Here is a 21,527-nt window from a genome sequence, read left to right as displayed (position 1 = left end):
CATATTCATCATGTCTATGGCTCAAAGTGCTTTTCCCCCACGCCGGAACAGCGTGGGCGTTCAGGTAGGTTCGATCCGGATCGGTGGAGGCGCGCCCGTCGTGGTGCAATCCATGACCAATACCGATACGGAAGATGAAATCACCACCACCGTGCAAGTGGCGCAGCTTGCGCGTGCCGGGTCTGAACTCGTGCGCATTACCGTCAATACGGCCGAAGCCGCCAAGGCAGTTCCGGGCATCAGGGCACGCCTCGACGATATGGGCTGCCACGTTCCCCTGATAGGCGATTTTCACTTCAACGGCCATAAACTGGTGACAGAGTATCCCGGCTGCGCACAGGCGCTGGCGAAATACCGTATCAATCCCGGTAATGTCGGGCATGGAAAGAAACGCGACGAACAGTTTTCCATTCTGATCGAAGCAGCCTGCAAGTATGAAAAACCGGTGCGCATCGGGGTCAACTGGGGAAGCCTCGATCCCGAGTTGCTGGCGCGCATGATGGACGAGAATGCCCGCTCGGGGGACCCGAAGGATGCCTCCGCGGTAATGTACGAAGCCTTGATTACCTCTGCGCTTCAAAGCGCTGAGCGCGCGGAGGAGATCGGGCTGGGTCGTGACAGAATCATATTGTCATGCAAGATGAGCGGGGTGAGAGACCTCATTACCGTTTATCGCGCCCTTGCATCCCGCTGCGACTATGCGCTGCACCTTGGGCTCACCGAGGCGGGCATGGGTTCGAAGGGGATTGTTGCTTCCACGGCGGCGCTGTCGGTACTGCTTCTCGAAGGTATCGGCGATACCATACGCATATCGTTGACGCCCGAACCAGGGGGGGACCGCTCGCGCGAAGTGATCGTGGCTCAGGAGATACTGCAAACCACCGGTTTGCGCGCTTTTGTGCCTCTGGTTGCCGCCTGTCCCGGCTGCGGCCGTACCACCAGCACCTATTTTCAGGAACTGGCGGAAAGCATCCAGGGCTACGTGCGCGACCAGATGCTGGTATGGCGCGAGGAATACGAAGGCGTGGAAAATATGACGCTCGCTGTGATGGGCTGCGTGGTCAATGGCCCCGGCGAAAGCAAGCATGCCAATATCGGCATCAGTCTGCCAGGCTCGGGAGAACGGCCGGTGGCGCCGGTGTTTGTGGACGGCCAGAAGTCTGTAACGCTGAAAGGCGACAATATCGCAGGGGAGTTTCGCCAGATAGTCGATGAATATGTGCAGATGAAATACCCGAAGAAAGCAGTCGATGCCCACTAGGGGGATTCAGGCCGTACGCGGGATGAACGATATCCTGCCTGATCAGATTTACCGGTGGGAGTTCTTCGAGCAGAGTGTCCGCGACTGGATGGCGGCTTATGGTTACCGCAATATCCGCATGCCGATAGTGGAGCAGACCGATCTGTTCGTGCGTTCCATCGGAGCGGTTACAGATATCGTCGAGAAAGAGATGTACACCTTCGTGGATCATCTCAACGGCGAGAGCCTGACCCTGCGGCCGGAAGGAACCGCGTCCTGCGTGCGGGCGGTTCTTGAGCATAATCTGCTCTACTCCGGCCCGCAACGGCTGTATTATTCGGGTGCGATGTTCCGCCACGAGCGTCCGCAAAAAGGACGTTATCGGCAATTTCACCAGGTCGGCGCCGAGGCCCTGGGATATGCCGGCCCCGATATCGATGCCGAGCTTATCATCATGTGCGCCGACTTGTGGAAGCGGCTCGGTGTTTCCGGGGTGCGGCTCGAAATCGGGACGCTTGGCAGCGCGGAGTCGCGCTCCGTGCATCGCACCCGCCTGATCGGCTACCTGCAGCGGCATCTAGGCAAGCTGGATGAGGATGCATCCAGGCGCCTGCACAGCAATCCCCTGCGCATACTCGACAGCAAGAATGCCGGGATGAGAGAGATTATCGAGAGCGCGCCGCGGTTACTGGATGACCTGGACGAGGATTCTCTCATTCATTTTGAAGGTTTGCAGCAAATCCTGCGCGAGCAGGGGGTCGATTTCGAGATCAACCCGCAGCTGGTACGGGGGCTGGATTATTATAATCGCACCGTATTCGAGTGGGTCACCGACAAGCTGGGAGCGCAGGGAACCGTCTGCGCAGGCGGACGTTATGACGGACTGGTAGAACAGGTGGGCGGCAAGGCTACTTCCGCATGCGGATTCGCCCTGGGAGTGGAACGGGTACTGGCACTGATGATGGACAGTGCCATCCCTCAGGTCCTTCCTGATATCTACGTGATTCACAAGGGCGACGCCGCAGTCGGGTTTGCCTGGAAAACGGCAAGATATCTGCGTGACCATGGGTTCCAGACAATTCTGCATTGCGGAGAGGGCAGTTTCAAGACGCAGATGAGAAAGGCCGATGCCAGCGGGGCGCGTTTTGCGGTCATCATCGGAGATGATGAAGCGCAAGCCGGCGAAATAAGCATCAAGCCGCTGCGGGAAGCAGCCGAGCAGGTCCGGGTGGAGCTTGCGGAAGCTGTCGGCCTGTTGAAAAGGGCCTGAATCAGAAGAATTCAATTCAACTCGGGAAGGTAAATGGCAGCATATAATCCGGAAGAGCAGGAAAATATAGACGAGCTGAAGTCCTGGTGGAACACGTATGGCACGCTGGTGATTGTGATTGTCGCAGTTTTCATCGCAGGTATCGGTGGCGCGCAGGCATGGAACTACTACAAGAAGCAGAAAACCGAGCAGGCCCTGGAATTATATGATTCCGTGCTACAGGTTCAGGGGAGTGGCGATGCAAAAAAAATCAGCGACGCTGCCGGTCTGGTGATGGAAAGCTTTCCGAGTAGCGGTTACGCGTCGCGTGCGGCATTGATATCGGCTCAGGCCAGTTTCAACGCCGGAGATTTGCAGAACACGAAAAACCGCCTGCAATGGGTGCTCGACAATTCCGGGGAAGAAGAGCTGAAAGACATGGCCCGATTACGTTTGACGGGCGTATTGCTGGATGAGAAAAAATACGACGAGGCGCTGCGCCTGCTTGAAACCAGCCATGGAGAATCCTTCGACGGACTCTATGCCGACCGCCGGGGCGACGTGCTGGCGGCCACCGGGAAAGTTGGGGAAGCCCGGACGGCTTATCAAACGGCGCTTGCCAGGATAAGCGCCGGCGGCACTTACCATGATATCGTGCAGATGAAGCTGGATGCGCTGCCAGGCGCCAAATAGTTACAGTTTCGATATAAACCGGATAAGCCGGCGCGAGTTCGCCAGCCCTCGCAGCTTGCTGCCGGCCCATTCTGGAAGCCGCCCCCTTAACCTGATATGTCCTGATATGCCTTGATCGGCTCGTTGATTTTTTCGCAACCACTCCTTCTCATAAACAGGAAAATGCGCGCAAGCAAAGCGTCAGCCGATGAGTTGCTGAATGTGTTTCCCATGCCTGCGGATAGGCCAGGAAGCGCTACGGCCGGCGCCAGTGGGGTCCACAGGGAAATATCACTCTCAGGAGAATCGCGCCTGTTTCACCTGGCGGATAGTGCATTCTGGCGCTATGTTCTATTGCTCGTATCGTCCTTCACGCTTTCCGGATGTGCAGGCATGGTAGACATGGTGCGCGACGTGAGCCGCAGCCTTGCTGATATCGATGTGTCCGGTGTTACGGATCTTTTCGGACCAGGTGAGGTTCAAATGAGCCCGGAGCAGATCGCACAACTGGAGGTGATACCCAGCACGCGCCCCGGCTGGGAGGCGAGCGTCGAGGAAAGTCCGGCGACTGTATTTCTGCCGGTTTTCGGCGATGGCGCTGTCTACGCGGGGGGGCCGGATGGCCGTCTTGTGCGTTTCGACGCAGCTTCAGGCAAGGCTTCAGGCGTCATCGACACCAAGCATTCTCTCGCGGGTGGAATCGGCGCGGGAGATGGTATGCTGCTGGTCGGTACTTTCAAGGGGGAAGTGCTGGCTTTCGACGAGAAAAGCGGTAAATCGAAGTGGACCGCGAATCTGTCAACCGAAGTGCTGAGCCCTCCGCATGCCGGAATGGGCGTGGTAGTCGTTCGCACGGGAGACGGCCGTATATATGGTTTGGATAGTGAGAGCGGCAAGCGCAAGTGGGTTTATCAGGGCGCTACTCCATCCCTGACAGTACGGAGTTTCGCTGGCGCGCTGATTACCGATGACAGGGTATACGCCGGTTTTGCCGGAGGCAGGCTCGTGGCGCTGAATCTTTCGAACGGCAGTCTGGTTTGGGAGGCAATGGTGTCACGGCCCAGAGGCGCCACCGAACTTGAGCGAATTTCGGATGTTACCAGTTTGCCTGTTCTGGATGAGCAGCAGGTGTGCGCTGTTGCCTACCAGGGGCGTATCGCCTGCTTCGAGCTTACAGCCGGTAACCAGATCTGGGCTCGGGACGTATCCAGCAATGCCGGTCTGGCAATGGATGACCATTACGTTTATGTGAGCGAGAACAGGGGCGGAATAGTGGCTTACGACAAAAGGGATGGCACCAGCGTATGGGCGCAGGATCTGCTCAACGGACTCAGGTTATCCGCCCCGCTGGCGCACGGTGCTCGCATCGTGGTAGGAGATTCTCAAGGTTATGTAAATTTCATCAGGAAGGAAAATGGCGCCATTATTGCGCGATCCGCAACCGACGAAGGCGCTATTACCGCCCGTCCCATATCCTTGCCCAGTGGTATCGCGGTACAAACACGGAAAGGCGGAGTTTTCGCCTTCGGTGCCTAGTGGTGCGCTTGGATGCGCGTGTTTGAAAATTCACCTTCTGAGGAACACGTCGGGTAATCCGTCTGAATTCGCTGCCTCAGGCTTCAATTCCGTGCCATATGCCGCAGCCGGGCCCTGTTTTAGACAAAAGCTGAAATCATGAAACCCACCCTCGTACTGGTAGGGCGATCCAACGTTGGCAAGTCCACGCTCTTTAACCGTCTGACACGCAGTCGCGACGCGCTGGTGGCCGACATGCCCGGGTTGACGCGCGACCGTCATTACGGACACGGCAAGCTGGGCGACAGGCCATATCTCGTGGTCGATACCGGAGGCTTCGAGCCTATGGCGACGGAAGGCATCCTGCATGAGATGGCAAAGCAGACGCTGCAGGCAATTGACGAGGCTGACATCGTGCTCTTCATCGTGGACGGTCGAAGCGGTTTGACGGCTCAGGACAAAATTATCGCCGAGCAGCTTCGCAGATCGGGTCGCCGAACCCTGCTGGTGGTAAACAAGACCGAAGGCATGGCTGCTTCTGTCGTTACCGCGGAGTTTCACGAACTGGGGCTGGGCGAGCCTTGTGCAATTTCCGCCGCACATGGCGACAATGTGAATGAGCTGGTAGCGCTGGCGCTTCAGGGTCTTCCCGAGGAACTGGAGCAGGAAAGAAAAGACGAGCATCCGAAAATCGCTATCGTGGGTCGTCCGAATGTGGGGAAATCAACGCTCGTGAACACCTTGCTGGGAGAGGAGCGTGTCATCGCGTTTGATCAGCCGGGGACCACGCGTGACAGCATCCATATCGATTTTGAGCGGAATGGGCGCACCTATACCCTGATCGATACAGCCGGTTTGCGCCGCCGCGGCAAGGTGCAGGAGGCCGTGGAAAAGTTTTCCGTGGTGAAAACCCTGCAGGCGATAGAAGACGCCAACGTGGTGATACTGGTGCTGGATGGGCGCAGCGAGATCTCGGATCAGGATGCGCACATTGCCGGATTCATCCTGGAAGCGGGGCGGGCACTGGTGCTGGCCGTGAACAAGTGGGACAGCCTGGATGAGTACCAGCGCGACATGATCAAGCGCGATATCAGCCGTAAATTGCCGTTTCTGCAGAATTTCGCCCGGTTTCACTACATCTCGGCACTACATGGCACTGGCACGAAAGGGCTGCTGCCCTCTGTCGATGTCGCCTATGGGGCGGCGATGGCTCATCTGCCCACCCCCAGGCTTACCCGCACGCTATTGGCCGCGGTGGAGAAGCAGCCACCCCCGCGCGCCGGTGTATCGCGTCCCAAGCTGCGCTACGCCCATCAGGGTGGCTCCAATCCGCCATTGATTGTCATCCATGGCAATGCGCTCCATGCTGTGCCGCAGACCTATCAGCGTTATCTGGAAAATACATTTCGCAACGCCTTCGAGTTGGAGGGAACGCCGCTGCGGATAGAGTTCAGGACAGGCCGTAATCCCTACGCGGAAAAGAGTCCCGCTCCGCTCACCGAAGCCGAGGCAAAACGAGCCCATCGCCGCCGACGCTACGGGCGGAAGAAGTATGGGTAATGGATGGCGGAAGATTTCTCAATGCAATATCCGCGGCACGCTCAGAATGAACTCCGGAATGGGCGCATCGAAGCGCAGGCCATCCTCGGCCACCATCTGGTAGCTGCCTTTCATTGAGCCTACCGGTGTCGAGATGGCCGTGCCGCTCGTGTATTCATAGCTGTCTCCCGGTTTCAGCAGGGGTTGCTCTCCTACAACTCCCAGACCTCTTACCTCTTGTACGCCGCCGGTGCCATCGGCGATGACCCAGTGCCGGCTGATGAGCTGAGCAGTGACTGTGCCGGTGTTGGAAAGAACGATCGTATAGGCGAATACATAACGGTCCAGCGCCTCGTCCGATTGTTCCGGAAGATAGGTGGTATGAACCTTTACCGCGATCTCGTATCTTTTTCCTTCAGCCATACTGGCATTGCACACTATTTTCCGGTTCAGGGCAAGGGCAGCACGCCGTAAAATCATTGGAACGATTTTTCAGGACTGCAAGAGATCGCAACCAGGAACAGCAGCTTTAAAGGCAGACGCCACTAACGCCGCAAGGCAATTTACGGTTAAAATCGAGTTTTTTTGATCATCACAAGGACGCCCTTCATGGCCAATTACCGCATTGCTCCAAGCATTTTATCTGCAAACTTTGCCAAGCTGGGCGAGGAAGTTTCCGCAGTTATCGATTCCGGCGCGGATTTTATCCATTTCGATGTGATGGATAATCATTATGTACCCAATCTGACTATCGGACCTCTTGTGTGTGAGGCCATTCGGCCGGTAACCGATGCGATTATCGACGTGCACCTGATGGTCGAACCGGTTGACCGTATCGTTCCGGATTTCGCGAAAGCGGGAGCCAATATCATTTCCTTTCATCCGGAGGCAACGCGTCATATCGATCGCACCATCGGGCTCATCAAGGAGCAGGGATGTATGGCGGGACTCGTTTTCAATCCCGCCACACCATTGAATTATCTTGATCACGTTCTCGACAAGCTGGACCTGATACTGATCATGTCTGTCAATCCTGGCTTCGGGGGACAGAAATTCATTCCGGAAGCGTTGCCGAAGCTGCGGGAAGTGCGAAAACGTATCGACGAGAGCGGCAGGAATATACTGCTGGAAATCGACGGTGGCGTGAAAGTGGATAACATCGCGGAAATTGCGCGCGCTGGAGCAGATACTTTCGTTGCCGGTTCAGCAATTTACAGCGCAGGGAAGGACAGCGATCCTCACCGTTATGACACGATCCTCTCAGCTCTGCGAGCAGAACTGAAGAAGGTTTGAGCATGCTCGTGAGTAAGCTCCCGAAGTTTGGAGCGTCATTTGGAAAGCTCCCCGTCGCTTTCGCTTATACGAACGAGCCGGTATTATTTTTCAATGAATATGGATAACACGACGTGAACAAAAGCTTTTCTCCGCTTGCACGTGCTTCTTCCCCTGATACGCATTTTCCCCTGCCGATCAAAGCAGTCATGATCGATCTCGACGGCACCTTGCTCGATACGGCACCTGATCTTGCCACCGCTGCCAATATGATGCTGAAGGAGCTGGGGAAAGCCGAGCTTCCGCTGGAAACCATCCAATCCTATATTGGCAAAGGGATAGAAAAGCTGGTGAAACGCTCGCTCACCGGCGACCTCGATGGCGAGCCCGATGCAGACCTTTTGCAGCGCGCAATGCCGCTGTATGAGCAGAGCTACGAAAAAACGCTGTATGTGGATACGCGTGCATATCCCGGCGTGCGCGAGGGATTGAACGCCTTGCGCGCAGGCGGCTTCCGGCTTGCTTGCGTGACTAACAAGGCAGAGGCTTTTACCTTGCCGCTGCTTCGTGCGGCGGAATTGCTGGACTACTTCGATATCGTGGTTTCGGGCGATAGCTTGCCGAAAAAGAAACCGGACCCGATGCCTTTGCTGCACGCTTGTGAACGCTTCGAAATCGGGCCCCATGAGATGCTGCTGGTCGGGGATTCGCTGAACGATGCCCAGGCTGCTCGGGCGGCAGGTTGTCACGTCTTTTGTGTTCCCTATGGATACAACGAAGGACGCGACCTGCACGAACTTGATTGCGATGCGATCGTCTCCACATTGTACGAAGCGACAAAGCTGATCCAGAAATCGTCATGAGCAACGGAAAAACGGAAAAGGAAAGATATGCAACCCAGGGATGGTGCTACTGGCACTGCTGGGGTTGGCGTTGGCGGTTCGATAAACATTGATCCGGTCTGCGGTATTTTTTCATTTTCTGTTTTTTTTGGAGTCTGAATCATGACGGAAGCAGAATTTCATGCCCTGGCGGCAAAGGGCTATACGCACATTCCTGTCGTCCTCGAAACTTTTGCCGACCTTGACACTCCGCTTTCAGTTTATCTGAAGCTGGCGAATGAGGCTTATTCCTATCTGCTGGAATCCGTCCAGGGTGGCGAGCGTTTTGGACGTTATTCAGTTATCGGCTTACCTGCCCGCAGTCGAATCGAGGTGCGCGGCAGCGATGTCAGCGTAATCGATGCCAGCAGCAGACAGGTATTCCAGTCGGAAGATCCCCTTGCTTTCGTTCAATCCTATCTGGCGCGCTTCAGGGCGGTGCCTTATCCCGGCTTACCGCGCTTTTGCGGCGGTCTCGCGGGCTACTTCGCGTACGATACGGTGCGTTATATCGAGCGCAGGCTCGCTGGCGAGCGCGCGCGCAGGCTGCCCGATACGCTCGATACGCCGGACATCCTGCTGCTGGTTTCGGAGGAGCTGGCAGTGGTGGATAACCTTTCCGGCAAGCTCTACCTCATCGTATACGGGGACGCTGCTCTGGAGGGTGCTTATTCCAGCGCCCGGAAACGATTGAAAGAACTGCTGGAAGCTCTCCGAGAACCGTTACGGATTCCGTTGGAAGCGCCGTGTGAATCGGGTGCGCCGGTGTCGCAGTTCGCAGAGGCGGATTTCATCTCGGCAGTGGAGCGGGCCAAGCGCTACATTTTTGATGGCGATATCATGCAGGTGGTACTGTCGCAGCGCATCAGCAAACCGTACGCTGCCTCGCCGCTCGCGCTGTACCGCGCGTTGCGCAGCCTCAATCCTTCTCCCTACATGTTTTATTACCACCTCGGTAGCTTTTACGTGGTGGGAGCCTCGCCCGAAATCCTGGTGCGGCTCGAGGGTGAAACGGTTACGGTACGCCCGATCGCAGGAACCCGTCCGCGGGGCAAGACCTTGGGGGAAGACGCAGCGCTGGCGGCTGATCTGCTCGCTGACCCGAAAGAGCGGGCGGAGCATGTAATGCTGATGGACCTGGGGCGCAACGATGCAGGACGCGTGGCGCGGATCGGAACGGTAAAGGTGACAGAGAACATGCGTATCGAGCACTACTCGCACGTCATGCACATTGTTTCCAATGTCGAAGGCCGGCTCAAGCCCGGCCTCAATGCGATGGATGTGCTGCGCGCTACCTTTCCGGCGGGGACCGTGAGCGGCGCACCGAAGGTGCGGGCAATGGAAATCATCGATGAACTGGAAGTCTCGAAGCGCGGAATCTATGCAGGTGCTGTCGGATATCTCGGATTCAACGGGGACATGGATTTGGCCATCGCCATCCGCACCGGTGTGATCAAGGACGGCAAACTGCATGTCCAGGCGGGTGCCGGCATCGTTGCTGATTCAGTTCCTCAAAGCGAATGGGTGGAAACGCAAAACAAGGCCAAGGCCCTGTTGCGTGCGGCGGAGATTGCGGAGAGCGGATTGGATAGCAGGATCAAATGAAAACAAGTGTTAACAGGCCCTGGTTCCAGCCATGGATACTCCCGTGTCGATAATCCCCTGCTCGCGGCAAATAAGTTCTTGAGATACCGTTATTTAACCATTACCGTTAAATAGAGTTATTACGGTAGGAGTCGATATGGAACGGCTGAACCGCATCACTCAGCAGCCAGGAATGATGGGTGGTAAAGCTTGTATTCGCGGTATGCGCGTGGCAGTAGGCATGATCGTGGGGCAGATTGCAGCTGGCCATACTGTGGAATCTATCCTGGTTGATTACCCTTATCTTGAGCGTGAGGACATTACGCAAGCACTTCGCTATGCCGCGTGGCGTGCCGAAGAGCGCGAGGTAATGCTTGCCGGTTTTTAGTTAGACTAGCTCTCTGACCAACTTCAAGTGATGGTTTCCAGTCCTTTCCTTTGTACAAGGTGCAGCAGCTTGAGAGCTGTGCCCGTAGGCTTTTTCTGCCCGATTTCCCATTTCTGCACCGTGGAGACACTTGTATTCAGCAGAGCAGCAAAGACAGCCTGGTTGACCCGTGAAGTTTCCCTGATTTGCTTGATTTGCTCTGGCTCCAGGGGTTCGACAGGCGGCAGACACAGCCGGTCGAATTCCTGGAGCGTGACTTGATCCATGGCCCCTATCCGATGGAGTCCCTTTGCTGTGTCATGGACAGCTTCAAGTATTGCTGATTTCTTTTTACGCATCGCAATTTATCTTCATTAATTCATCTTCACGCTTTGCCCTGTCGATTGCCTGGCCTATCAGGGAAAGCAGGTAGTGTACTGTTTGCTACTCCGGCTTCCTGGCACAACTTCCTTGGTGAGTTGTTATCGTCCCTCATAGACCCAATCGAGCAGCGCATCCATGGCAACCTGTCCACTCTCCGCGCGCGGGTGGTTGATGAAAAAAACCACGACCGAGCGCCTGCCCGACCTGTCGCGCACATAACCCGCCATGGTTTTTACCCCTTCCAGCAGGCCAGTCTTGATATGGGCCTGACCGGCGGCGGCACTGCGGCTCAGTCTTTTCTTCATGGTGCCGTCCACTGCGGCGATGGGCAGGGAGGAGACAAATTCGGGCATGACAGGGCTCTGGAATGCGGCGAGCAGCAGTTTGCCCATGTTGCCGGCGCTGATGCGTTCATTCCGCGACAAGCCAGACCCGTTTTCCAGGATCAGCTCGGGAAAGACCAGTTGGCGGGAAGCGAGCCATTGCCGCATGGCTTTTTCCGATCTGGCGAGGGTTGCGCGTGACTGGTCGGGATTTTCCCCAGTTCCATCCAGAGAAGGTATTGTTCCATTTTCGGCGACTCGGCCATTCCCGTACCCGATGCTGAAGGAAGCCGGCATTACTTGCGGTTCCCTGAATGGTTCGCTGCCCAGCCCCAGGGTGAGATAGAGCTGCCGTGCGGCGGTATTGTTGCTGAACTTGTTGATATCGCGCACGATATCCGCCAAGGGAGGAGACTGGTGGGTTTCCAGCGGAACAGTTCCTCCCGGAGCGGCACTCCTGCGCACGGTCCCGCGCAGAACACCCCCTTGCTGCTCCCACAATTGCCTGAACAGGTCGAAGGTATAGCGGGCAGTGTCGTGAACGCTGAGGAACAGGGTTTTTTCGCCGCACCCAAAGGCATAGCTGCCCTTGAGCGTCACGGACACGCGGCTGTCGAGGCCGGGGCCGGACTGAATATCCGTGCCAAGGGCGTCCTTCCAGTCATTGCATGCATCGTTGGTGAGCGTCAGGCTGTTTTTAAGGTCGAGAGAGGGCAGCAGGGGGTCCACCACAATGCGCACGCTCCTGCTTTCCGGCTGCGGCAGCAGCCGCAGCGCGAGCGTCCGGTAATTCACCATCAGCGCCTCGGGGAGGACGTTGTATGCGCGATAGGGCTTGCCGTCGAATGCGGCGGGATCGCTGCCGGGGAGATCGAAATGGCTGCTGTCCAGCACCAGGTCGCCGGTGATCTCGCGCAATCCGGTCTGGCGCAGCCGACGGGTGAGCAGCCAGAAGTTTTCCAGATTCAGCCTCGGATCACCGTAGCCCTTGATGACCAGATTACCGTGAAGCGCATCATTCCGCACAATGCCATCCGCGTACAGTTCCGTCTTCCAGGCGTACGCCGGTCCCAGTAGTTCCAGTCCGGCGAATGTGGTCAGAAGCTTCATCACCGAGGCCGGGTTCATGCCGGTGCCGGCATTGATAGCCAGCAGCGGCTGTCCTGCGTCGGTCTCATGCACGTAAATGCCGACAGCGGACCGGGGGATGCCCGCCTGTGCGAGTGCGTGTTTTACTGCGGGAGGTAGGTCGAGCGCCAAACCCGGCAGCGGCAGGAAGACAAGCAGGCTGCATAATGCCCACTTTACTGCCTGTGATAGCGATGGGCGATGCGAATTTTTCAGTGGATTTCCGGATGAGTTTCCGGTCAGGTTTTTCTGCGGGTTTTCCAGCGAGTTTTCCAGAAGTGTGAACAGGAACATGCTAGATCTCAAAGGATGCGGATTGGACAGGAATACTTGCATTCCAGTTCAGTTTCTGCCGGATGACGCCGGCCAGAATGGCGCAAGTCGAAGGTTCCCCGGAACGAGGAAAGTCTGACCGGAAAGCCAGGCCAGAAAGTCTGACCGGAAAGTCTGATCGGGAGGAGCGCGGAAGTGGTCCGCCTGATCCTGCCGCGCCGGGAAAGGTCCCTGATGCGTCAATTCTGACGGGACGCAAAAAGGCCTGATCCTGCCGCGCCGGGAAAGGTCAGTCGCATTGAGTTTGCTCAGCGCGGTTTTCACCATGAGTCACCAATCGTCCAGTACCGCCAGCGTGCCCGCCACCAGCAGGTCCATTTCCTGCTCGTTGATGACATACGGCGGCATGAAGTAGACGGTGTTTCCCAGCGGCCGCAAGGACAGTTCCTGCCCGAGCGCAGCCTGGAAAAATTTTCCGGAAAACGCCGGGTCGGAAGTTTCGACTTCGAACGCCCAGATCATTCCGCAATTGCGGAAGTTCCGCACCAGCGGATGCCTTGCAATGGGCGCGGACACCTGGTTGAGGTAGCGCGCCTTGGCACGGTTCGCCTCGATGATCCCGTCCTGCTCGAAAATATCCAGCGTCGCCAGCGCTGCGCGGCAGGCCAGCGCATTGCCGGAATGGGTATGGGAATGCAGAAAGGCGCGCGCCGTGCTGTCACCGTAGAAGGCAGCGTAGATGTCCTCCGTAGTCATCACGACCGAGAGAGGAAGATAGCCCGCCGTCAAACCTTTACCGATGCAGAGGAAATCCGGCAGGATGTCGGCCTGCTCACAGGCAAATAGCGTTCCTGTCCTGCCGAACCCGACCGCGATTTCATCCGCGATGAGATGCACCTGATACCGGTCGCAGATCTCTCGCGCGCACCTGAGATAATCCGGGTGGTACATGCCCATGCCGGCAGCGCCCTGGACGAGCGGCTCCAGAATGAGCGCGGCGATTTCCGCATGATGCGCCGCAAGGTGCGCCTCGAGCGCCGTGGCTGCGCGCAGAGCATGCCCCTGGGGCGATTCCCCCTTGGAGGCATAGCGCCAGTCCGGGGTGGGAACATGATTGCCTGGCCTCAGGAGCGGCGCATAGGTTTCCTTGAAGAGCGCCACATCCGTGACCGAAAGTGCTCCCAGCGTTTCGCCGTGATAGTCATTCCGCAGGCTGACGAAACGATTCTTCTCGGGGCGACCGAGGTTGTGCCAGTAGTGAAAGCTCATTTTCAGCGCAATCTCTATGGCGGATGCACCATCGCTAGCGTAGAAGCAATGACCGAGCCTGTTCGACACCAGCTTGCTCAGGCGCTCGGACAATTCCACCACCGGCTCATGCGTGAATCCGGCCAGCATGACATGCTCCAGCTGCTCAAGCTGCTCGCGAATGGCTGCGTTGATGCGCGGATTGGCGTGACCGAACAGATTGACCCACCAGGAACCGATGGCATCGAGATACCGTTTGCCGTCGCGGTCGTAAAGCCATACGCCTTTTCCGTGTGAAATCGTGACGAGCGGCAGTGATTCATGCTGCTTCATCTGAGTGCAGGGATGCCAGACCGACTTCAGGCTGCGTTCCAGCAAATCGTTATTACTCTGCTTCAGCATTTATTACTTGAAAGCTGGAACTTATAGAGCTTTCCACGAGAGCTTGAATTATTGACATGGAATGTGAGATTACGCCAGGTTAAAGCCGAGCTTTAGAATTTTCCCTAACGGTAGTAAATGAAAAAGGCTCGATAACCGTATAAAGTGAATTCTCTTGTACAAGGGCTAATCATAACAGCGTAAAAGATACCTTGCTCAACTTGAGCTCTTTCGCTGCAGATGACGAAAAACTCGCCCGCATTCTACTCCGATTACTCCGTGACTATCTGCTAGGGAGCGGAATCGATCAGGCGTCAACATGAGAATACTGCGAGCGGAGTATTCCTGATAACGAGCCAGCGCCGCCTCGACCTGGAAACCAGGATCACAAGAAACTGCTTCCGCATGAAAGATGCTTCAATTTTCCCAGCAACAGGTTTCCCTCTGCCTGGTCCCACTATATGACGATATGGACGTTGTCATATAGTGGGATTGAACACGTAGAAAATTAGAAGAATACCCGTTCTGCCGACCCGCGGAGGCGGGTTACGGTGTAGAAATCGCGCTGGCCGCTTATCGGCAGGACAGAGAATCGATGGAGAGTGGTGATGCCGATGGTTCGTACAGGAACCGTCTGCTCTCCGGGTATCTGTATGCGAGGCAGCAAAAGGCTGAAAGTGGTTCCTCCGGTATCCACCGTCATCCGGATTGTAACGCTGACGAGCGTGCCGATTTCAGTTTCCACACTTCGAATTTGATCACCGGTAAAGTCGAGCGTTTGTTGCAAATCCTGATAGCTGAAATGCGGCTTGCCGTCTATGCCACTGGTCGAATAGGTGATATTGAGATTGTTGCCGCTCAGCTGATACAGGTTTGGTGTCTGGGCGGGTTGGTTCGTAGGCTGTGTAGCTTGCATGTCTGCCTCCTTTTACTGATGGACTGAGAGAATCAGTGTTTTGCTCTGGGAAAGGAATTCAAGGGACAGGCTGTGGCCATTCCCATTCAATCATAGGCGAAGTTATCAGAGAGTGCGGAGAATCGAAAAAAGTTGTGGGCGAAGTCAGTCATCCACTTGAAATTCAGCGTCGCAAACCCTATTATTAGCACTCGTTAGCGTTGAGTGCTAATAGTTTCGGTAATGAGGTAATGGCTCGGGGGGCCGCCTTCAGGCAACCCCGGAGGATTTCATTCGTTTTAATTTTTTAAAACACAGGAGAAGAAAACATGCAGATTCGTCCCTTACACGACCGCGTCATCGTCAAGCGGCTGGAAGAAGAACGCAAGACCGCATCCGGTATTGTCATTCCTGACAGTGCCGCGGAGAAACCGGATCAGGGCGAAATTGTCGCCGTGGGCAAAGGCAAGGTCGGCGACGACGGCAACGTCCGCCCGCTGGAAGTGAAAGTCGGGGATAAGGTGTTGTTCGGCAAATATTCCGGACAGACCGTGAAGATATCGGGAGAAGAACTTCTGGTGATGCGCGAAGAAGACATTATGGGCGTTGTTGAAGGTTAATTTTCGCAAGACGTCTTGCACAATATTTTCTGGAAATTAGGAGAAAAAGATTATGGCAGCGAAAGAGGTTAAATTCAGCGATTCAGCTCGCCACAAGATGGTGACCGGAGTCAACATCCTGGCCGATGCGGTAAAAGTCACTCTCGGACCCAAAGGACGCAATGTCGTGCTGGAGCGTTCCTACGGCTCACCCACCATCACGAAGGATGGTGTTTCAGTAGCGAAGGAAATCGAACTGAAAGACAAGTTCGAGAACATGGGCGCGCAGATGGTAAAGGAAGTCGCCAGCAAGACTTCCGATGTTGCCGGCGACGGAACGACCACGGCTACCGTTCTGGCGCAATCCATTGTCAAGGAAGGCATGAAGTATGTCGCCGCAGGAATGAACCCGATGGATCTCAAGCGGGGGATCGACAAGGCGGTGGTCGCTACGGTTGAAGAACTGAAGAAACTTTCCAAGCCCTGCACCACCAGCAAGGAAATCGCGCAGGTTGGCAGCATTTCCGCCAATTCCGACCCCGAGATCGGCAAGATCATTGCCGATGCAATGGAAAAAGTTGGCAAGGAAGGTGTCATCACGGTGGAGGATGGTTCCGGGCTGCAAAACGAACTGGATGTGGTCGAAGGCATGCAGTTCGATCGCGGCTACCTGTCACCCTACTTCATCAACAACGCGGACAGGCAGATCGCACTGCTGGAAAGCCCGTTCATCCTGTTGCATGACAAGAAAATCTCCAATATCCGGGACTTGCTGCCAGTGCTGGAACAGGTGGCGAAGGCTGGCAAGCCGTTATTGATCATCTCCGAAGATGTCGATGGCGAGGCGCTCGCCACGCTGGTGGTCAACAATATTCGCGGCATTCTCAAGACCTGCGCAGTGAAAGCGCCAGGCTTCGGTGATCGTCGCAAAGCAATGCTCGAGGATATCGCTATTCTCACCGGCGGCACGGTGATTGCCGAAGAAGTGGGTCTTTCGCTGGAAAAGGCAACTCTCGCGGAACTGGGGCAAGCCAAGCGGGTGGAAGTCGGCAAGGAAGAAACCACCATTATCGACGGCGCCGGGGATACCCAGAACATCGAAGGCCGTGTGAAGCAGATTCGTGCTCAGATCGAAGAAGCGACCAGCGACTACGATAAGGAGAAACTGCAGGAGCGCGTGGCGAAGCTGGCTGGCGGGGTGGCGTTGATCAAGGTCGGTGCGGCTACCGAGGTCGAGATGAAGGAGAAAAAAGCGCGCGTGGAAGATGCGCTGCATGCTACCCGGGCTGCGGTGGAAGAAGGTATCGTTCCTGGCGGCGGTGTCGCGCTCCTGCGCACCCGTAGCGCAGTGTCGAACCTGAAAGGCGACAACCACGACCAGGATGCCGGCATCAAGATCGTTCTGCGTGCCCTGGAAGAGCCACTGCGCCAGATCGTCGCAAACTGCGGTGATGAGCCTTCTGTGGTCATCAACAAGGTCCTGGAAGGGACGGAGAACTTCGGTTATAACGCATCCAGCAGCGAATATGGCGACATGGTTCAGATGGGCGTGCTCGATCCTACCAAAGTGACGCGTTATGCCTTACAGCATGCCGCTTCCATCGCGGGCCTGATGCTCACCACCGATGCGCTGGTAGCGGAAATTCCCAAGGAAGAAGGCGCCGGCGGCGGTATGGGCGGCGGCATGGGCGGTATGGGTGGAATGGGCGGCATGGGCGGCATGGACATGTAAGGTTTGCCCGTACCGGCTGCACCGATTGTGCAATAAGCTGTGCAATAAAAAACCCCGCGACTGCGGGGTTTTTTATTAGTGGAAGCCGTGCGGAAGGCAGCATTCATCCATGGATATTCCTGCTGCAGAAATCCATCCAGGCAATCTATATCGGCTGGTTGAGCGGGTTTTGTCCGGAGGAACGCAGCGACAAGTGTGATTGATGAGATAATGCGCTTTTTTTGCTTCAACGATGGTTCAGCGATGACAAATTATCGCCTTTTTATAACTTATCATGACTCCAGATCAGTATTGCCAGGAAAAAGCTGTTCAAAGCGGTTCGAGCTTCTACTACAGCTTTCTCTATCTGCCTCCTGAGAGGCGTCGTGCCATTACTGCGCTCTACGCTTTTTGTCGGGAGGTGGATGATGTCGTGGATGAGTGTACGGATGCGTCAGTAGCGCGAGCAAAGCTTGCATGGTGGCGGCAGGAAGTCGCTGCGATCTTCGATGCAGACGGGAACAAGCCCAGCCATCCTGTGGCTCTGGCATTGGCTAGCGTGGCGAGCACGTTCAATCTGACCGCAGGCCGCCTGAACGAGATCATAGACGGCATGGAAATGGATCTTGACTATAACCGCTACTCGGATTTCGATACGCTTCGGCACTACTGTTACCATGTGGCAAGCGTGGTGGGATTATGCTCCGCCGAGATATTCGGCTATCGCAACCCGAAAACGCTCGAATATGCCCAGGATCTCGGGCTTGCGTTCCAGCTCACCAATATCATACGCGACGTCGGCGAGGATGCCCGGCGCGACCGTATTTATCTGCCCCAGGACGAACTCGCGCGCTTCGGGGTGAGCAATGAGGATATACTCCAGTCGCGCGAAACGGACAATTTCAGGCGTTTGATCGAATTTCAGATCGAGCGGGCGGAAAGTTATTATGCGAGCGCTTTTGCGGTACTGCCAGGAGAGGATCGCAAAAGCCAGCGTTCCGGGATCATCATGGCTGCGATCTATCAGGCCCTGCTGAAGGAGATCAAGGCTGATGGATGTCATGTGATGCGGCAGCGTATAAGCCTGACGCCGCTGCGCAAGCTCTGGATAGCGTGGAAAACCTGGATGAAAGGGTGAAGCGCATTGCTCATCGCGCTGCCCAAGGGCCGCTACCAGCTGCTACCCAAAGGCACTTCCCCGGAGCCTGCGTCGCTGTAAACCGGCAGCAATCATCTTAACGGAAATTCGTTTCCAGCCGTAAGTACTTTTATGAACGATTTGAAAAATTACATTGCACCGAACGACCTGCTCAAGGGTCGTGTGATTCTGGTTACCGGGGCCGGCCAGGGTATCGGTCGAACTGCTGCGCTGACATATGCTGCCCATGGCGCCACGGTTATCCTGCATGGGCGAAACGTGAAGAAACTGGAAAGCGTCTACGACGAAATCGAGGCGGGAGGCGGGGCTCAGCCGTCAATTTTTCCGCTGGATCTGGAAAAAGCGGGGGACAAGGATTTTGCCGCTATTGCCCATGCCATTAAATTGCAATTGGGCAGACTGGATGGCATTCTGCATAATGCGGCGCTATTATTCAACCTGACACCGCTGGAGGCCCAGACGCTGGAAGAATGGGTCGCCCTGCTGCGCGTCAATCTCATTGCGCCGTTTGCCCTGACCCGTGCCTGCCTTCCGTTGCTGAAGGCTTCTTCTGATGCAAGTGTCATTATGACATCCGATGCGCACGGGCATGTTCCCGCCGCATACTGGGGTGGTTTTGCGGTAGCCAAGGCCGGAGTGGAGGCGCTGGTCAAGATCCAGGCGCAGGAGTGGGAAATTCTTCCCTCTCTGCGTATCAATGCCTTGATTCCGGGGCCTGTACACACACCGCAGCGAACCAGAACGCATCCGGGTGAAGTCAAGCAGCGTTTGCGCCAGCCGCAGGATCTGATGTCCTGCTATTTGTATCTCATGGGCCCCGACAGCAAAGAGGTCAGTGGCAAAACGATACTCTGCTAGTTCACACTGCACATCGCGGCGCTGTCCTTCACGGCGGTCGAACTTGCCGAAGGCGCATGGCTGCTGTCGCTGGGAGAAACGAGTATAATCGTGGTCAAGCCCCGAATGAAAAGCCTGCGAAAGTGGCGGAATTGGTAGACGCACCAGATTTAGGTTCTGGCGCCGAAAGGTGTGGGGGTTCGAGTCCCCCCTTTCGCACCAGGGATGGTGAACAGGTCTGAGCGATGCGTGTTGATCGCTATCGAGTTTCCCTGGCCCCTTCATGGTAAATAATGTTGTCAACCCTCAGGAAATTTAATGCAGACAAATGTTGAAAACCTCGGTGCACTCGAGCGCCGCCTTAACGTTTCAGTTCCCCAGGAGAAAATCGAAACGGAAGTCGAAAACCGCTTGAAGCGACTGGCGCGAACAGCGAAATTTCACGGGTTTCGACCGGGCAAGGTGCCCTTGAAAATTGTCGCACAGCAATATGGTCCGCAGGTTCGGCAGGAGGTCATGGAAGATGTGCTGAAAAAGAATTTCAGCGAGGCCGTGCGCGAGAATAACCTGCGGGTGGCGGGCTATCCCCGCTTCGAATCCAGGCTGGCAGAAAGCGATGCCGCTCAGGTTGAATTCAGTGCGACATTTGAGGTCTATCCAGATATCGCGCTTGGCGATCTTGGCAGCGCGCATATTGAACGTCCGGTAGTCGAGGTTACTCCTGCCGACGTGGATAAGACACTGGAGGTATTACGCAAGCAGCGGGTTGAGTTTGAACCTGCGGACCGGCCCGCCCAGGTGGGCGATCGAATCAATATCGACTATTGTGGATTGATCGACGGCGCCGAATTTGCGGGCGGCAAGGCTGAAGATTTCAGTCTGGTGCTGGGCGAAGGAAGGCTTCTCAAGGACTTCGAAGAGCCTCTGCCCGGCATGAGCCCCGGTCAGAGCAAAACATTTGAAGTTGCCTTTCCATCAGACTATCATGGAAAGGAGGTCGCAGGGAAAACGGCCATATTCGAAGTGAAGCTCAATGGAGTGGAATCTTCGAAACTGCCGGAAGTGAATGCCGATTTCGCCACTTCGCTCGGGATTGCCGGGGGCGATATTGAAAAGATGCGCAGTGAAATCCGGGCGAATCTTGAGCGTGAGGCAGCCAAACGCGTAAACGCGAGACTCAAGGAGCAGGTAATGCAGGTCCTTCTCGATACGACCAGTAACGTTGAACCTCCCAAAGCGCTGGTGGAAATGGAACTGGACCGCCTGATGGAGGATACCCGCAATGATTTTGCTTCACGCGGCATGGATACAAAGAACTTCTCCCTGCCGCACGATATGCTCCAGGAGCGGGCGCAACATCGGGTAAAGCTGGGGCTGATTCTGGGAGAACTGGTAAAAACGCATAGTCTGCACCCCAAACCGGAGCAGGTGCGTGCGGTGGTGGAAGATCTCGCGCAAGCCTACGAAAATCCGGCCGAAGTAGTCAGCTGGCACTATGCCGCGCCGGAACGGCTGAGGGAGGCTGAATCGGTGGCGCTGGAGGATAACGTGGTGACATGGGTACTGGAGAAGGCGGTCGTGACCGGCAAGCCGATGCCGCTGGATGAATTGATGGGAAGATCATAAACATGCAACGATTCGAGTGGAAGCAGCGTAATCCCGAACCCCAGGGTTTGGGCTTGATCCCGATGGTGATCGAAACCAGCGGCCGGGGAGAGCGCGCATACGATATTTATTCCCGGCTGCTGCGGGAGCGAGTCATATTTCTTGTGGGACCCGTTACCGAAGCATCCGCCAACCTGATTGTCGCGCAACTCCTGTTTCTCGAATCGGAAAATGCCGACAAGGATATTCATTTTTACATAAATTCGCCCGGTGGTCTGGTTTCCGCCGGAATGGCGGTTTACGATACCATGCAGTTTATCAAGCCCGACGTCAGCACGCTTTGCATAGGACAGGCGGCCAGCATGGGATCGCTGCTTCTGGCAGCCGGAGCGAAAGGGAAGCGGTTTTGCCTGCCCAACTCGCGCGTGATGATTCATCAGCCGCTGGGAGGGTTCCAGGGGCAGGCATCCGATATCGAGATTCATGCCCGGGAAATCCTGTATCTGAAGAACCGATTGAATGAGCTACTGTCAAAACACACCGGTCAGAGTATGGAAGCCATTGAAAGAGATACCGACCGGGATAACTTTCTGGGTGCGGAGGACTCGGTGAAATATGGCCTGGTGGACGCTGTGCTGACTTCGAGGGGAGAGGGTGCCGGTTGA

General features: G+C 56.0%; 21 protein-coding genes and 1 tRNA gene. 16 read left to right on the top strand and 6 right to left on the bottom strand.

Annotated features, from left to right (window positions below; all coding sequences use genetic code 11):
* The first annotated feature begins 10 nt into the window (after positions 1-10).
* From ispG to der, 5 genes are all read left to right on the top strand, one after another.
* Positions 11-1,261, top strand: coding sequence for a flavodoxin-dependent (E)-4-hydroxy-3-methylbut-2-enyl-diphosphate synthase (gene ispG / locus ACZ5BW_RS12310; RefSeq protein WP_464540350.1), 1,251 nt, complete (start codon positions 11-13; stop codon positions 1,259-1,261).
* Positions 1,251-2,510, top strand: coding sequence for a histidine--tRNA ligase (hisS, locus tag ACZ5BW_RS12305; protein WP_464540348.1), 1,260 nt, complete (start codon positions 1,251-1,253; stop codon positions 2,508-2,510). Before ispG ends, hisS begins: the two co-directional genes overlap by 11 nt.
* A gap of 33 nt (positions 2,511-2,543) precedes the next feature.
* Positions 2,544-3,182, top strand: coding sequence for a tetratricopeptide repeat protein (locus ACZ5BW_RS12300; protein ID WP_464540346.1), 639 nt, complete (start codon positions 2,544-2,546; stop codon positions 3,180-3,182).
* 162 nt (positions 3,183-3,344) lie between these two features.
* Entirely contained in the window at positions 3,345-4,697 is a 1,353-nt protein-coding gene (gene bamB, locus ACZ5BW_RS12295) for an outer membrane protein assembly factor BamB (RefSeq protein WP_464540344.1), read from the top strand.
* 138 nt (positions 4,698-4,835) lie between these two features.
* Entirely contained in the window at positions 4,836-6,236 is a 1,401-nt protein-coding gene (der, locus tag ACZ5BW_RS12290; protein WP_464540342.1) for a ribosome biogenesis GTPase Der, read from the top strand.
* Between the two features lie 18 nt (positions 6,237-6,254).
* On the opposite strand, the gene apaG is transcribed toward der, so the two are convergent.
* The gene (gene apaG / locus ACZ5BW_RS12285; RefSeq protein WP_074975439.1) at positions 6,255-6,638 is read right to left on the bottom strand and encodes a Co2+/Mg2+ efflux protein ApaG; all 384 of its coding nucleotides are present in this window, start codon (positions 6,636-6,638) and stop codon (positions 6,255-6,257) included.
* Positions 6,639-6,824: 186 nt separating this feature from the next.
* Here apaG and rpe point away from each other — a divergent pair, with 186 nt between their 5' ends.
* From rpe to ACZ5BW_RS12265, 4 genes are all read left to right on the top strand, one after another.
* A complete protein-coding gene (rpe, locus tag ACZ5BW_RS12280; protein ID WP_464543709.1) occupies positions 6,825-7,508 on the top strand; it encodes a ribulose-phosphate 3-epimerase in 684 nt (227 codons plus the stop codon).
* Positions 7,509-7,621: 113 nt separating this feature from the next.
* Complete coding sequence (locus tag ACZ5BW_RS12275) at positions 7,622-8,350, top strand: phosphoglycolate phosphatase (RefSeq protein WP_464574157.1); 729 nt, start codon at positions 7,622-7,624, stop codon at positions 8,348-8,350.
* Positions 8,351-8,491: 141 nt separating this feature from the next.
* Positions 8,492-9,973 carry an anthranilate synthase component I gene (gene trpE, locus ACZ5BW_RS12270; protein WP_464540340.1) on the top strand — a complete coding sequence of 494 codons (1,482 nt, stop codon included), beginning with the start codon at positions 8,492-8,494 and terminating at the stop codon, positions 9,971-9,973.
* Positions 9,974-10,109: 136 nt separating this feature from the next.
* The gene (locus tag ACZ5BW_RS12265) at positions 10,110-10,340 is read left to right on the top strand and encodes a DUF433 domain-containing protein (RefSeq protein WP_464540338.1); all 231 of its coding nucleotides are present in this window, start codon (positions 10,110-10,112) and stop codon (positions 10,338-10,340) included.
* Between the two features lie 23 nt (positions 10,341-10,363).
* Here ACZ5BW_RS12265 and ACZ5BW_RS12260 read toward each other — a convergent pair whose 3' ends face one another.
* The 5 genes from ACZ5BW_RS12260 to ACZ5BW_RS12240 form a co-directional block, all read right to left on the bottom strand.
* Positions 10,364-10,678, bottom strand: a complete 315-nt coding sequence (locus ACZ5BW_RS12260) for a helix-turn-helix domain-containing protein (RefSeq protein WP_464574155.1) — start codon at positions 10,676-10,678, stop codon at positions 10,364-10,366.
* Between the two features lie 123 nt (positions 10,679-10,801).
* Positions 10,802-12,448, bottom strand: a complete 1,647-nt coding sequence (gene dacB / locus ACZ5BW_RS12255; RefSeq protein ID WP_464540334.1) for a D-alanyl-D-alanine carboxypeptidase/D-alanyl-D-alanine endopeptidase — start codon at positions 12,446-12,448, stop codon at positions 10,802-10,804.
* A gap of 48 nt (positions 12,449-12,496) precedes the next feature.
* Complete coding sequence (locus ACZ5BW_RS12250) at positions 12,497-12,754, bottom strand: hypothetical protein (RefSeq protein ID WP_464540332.1); 258 nt, start codon at positions 12,752-12,754, stop codon at positions 12,497-12,499.
* A gap of 3 nt (positions 12,755-12,757) precedes the next feature.
* Positions 12,758-14,077, bottom strand: coding sequence for an adenosylmethionine--8-amino-7-oxononanoate transaminase (gene bioA / locus ACZ5BW_RS12245; RefSeq protein WP_464540330.1), 1,320 nt, complete (start codon positions 14,075-14,077; stop codon positions 12,758-12,760).
* Positions 14,078-14,564: 487 nt separating this feature from the next.
* The gene (locus tag ACZ5BW_RS12240; RefSeq protein WP_464540328.1) at positions 14,565-14,972 is read right to left on the bottom strand and encodes a hypothetical protein; all 408 of its coding nucleotides are present in this window, start codon (positions 14,970-14,972) and stop codon (positions 14,565-14,567) included.
* A 308-nt stretch (positions 14,973-15,280) separates the two neighbouring features.
* Here ACZ5BW_RS12240 and groES point away from each other — a divergent pair, with 308 nt between their 5' ends.
* The 7 genes from groES to clpP all read left to right on the top strand — a co-directional run bounded on the left by groES (position 15,281) and on the right by clpP (position 21,527).
* Positions 15,281-15,571, top strand: coding sequence for a co-chaperone GroES (gene groES, locus ACZ5BW_RS12235; protein WP_074746846.1), 291 nt, complete (start codon positions 15,281-15,283; stop codon positions 15,569-15,571).
* 52 nt (positions 15,572-15,623) lie between these two features.
* Positions 15,624-17,282 (top strand): chaperonin GroEL, encoded by a 1,659-nt coding sequence (gene groL / locus ACZ5BW_RS12230; RefSeq protein ID WP_464540326.1) that lies wholly within the window; start codon positions 15,624-15,626, stop codon positions 17,280-17,282.
* A gap of 274 nt (positions 17,283-17,556) precedes the next feature.
* Positions 17,557-18,399: a presqualene diphosphate synthase HpnD gene (gene hpnD, locus ACZ5BW_RS12225; protein ID WP_464540324.1), complete on the top strand. Its 843-nt coding sequence runs from the start codon at positions 17,557-17,559 to the stop codon at positions 18,397-18,399.
* A 132-nt stretch (positions 18,400-18,531) separates the two neighbouring features.
* A complete protein-coding gene (locus tag ACZ5BW_RS12220) occupies positions 18,532-19,278 on the top strand; it encodes a YciK family oxidoreductase (RefSeq protein ID WP_464540322.1) in 747 nt (248 codons plus the stop codon).
* A 116-nt stretch (positions 19,279-19,394) separates the two neighbouring features.
* Positions 19,395-19,479, top strand: a tRNA-Leu gene (locus tag ACZ5BW_RS12215).
* Positions 19,480-19,575: 96 nt separating this feature from the next.
* Positions 19,576-20,883, top strand: a complete 1,308-nt coding sequence (gene tig / locus ACZ5BW_RS12210; protein ID WP_464540320.1) for a trigger factor — start codon at positions 19,576-19,578, stop codon at positions 20,881-20,883.
* A gap of 2 nt (positions 20,884-20,885) precedes the next feature.
* A complete protein-coding gene (clpP, locus tag ACZ5BW_RS12205; protein ID WP_464540318.1) occupies positions 20,886-21,527 on the top strand; it encodes an ATP-dependent Clp endopeptidase proteolytic subunit ClpP in 642 nt (213 codons plus the stop codon).

The sequence above is a fragment of the Nitrosospira sp. TNL300 genome, assembly GCF_055385915.1.
This window is presented reverse-complemented; position numbering and strand designations above follow the sequence as displayed.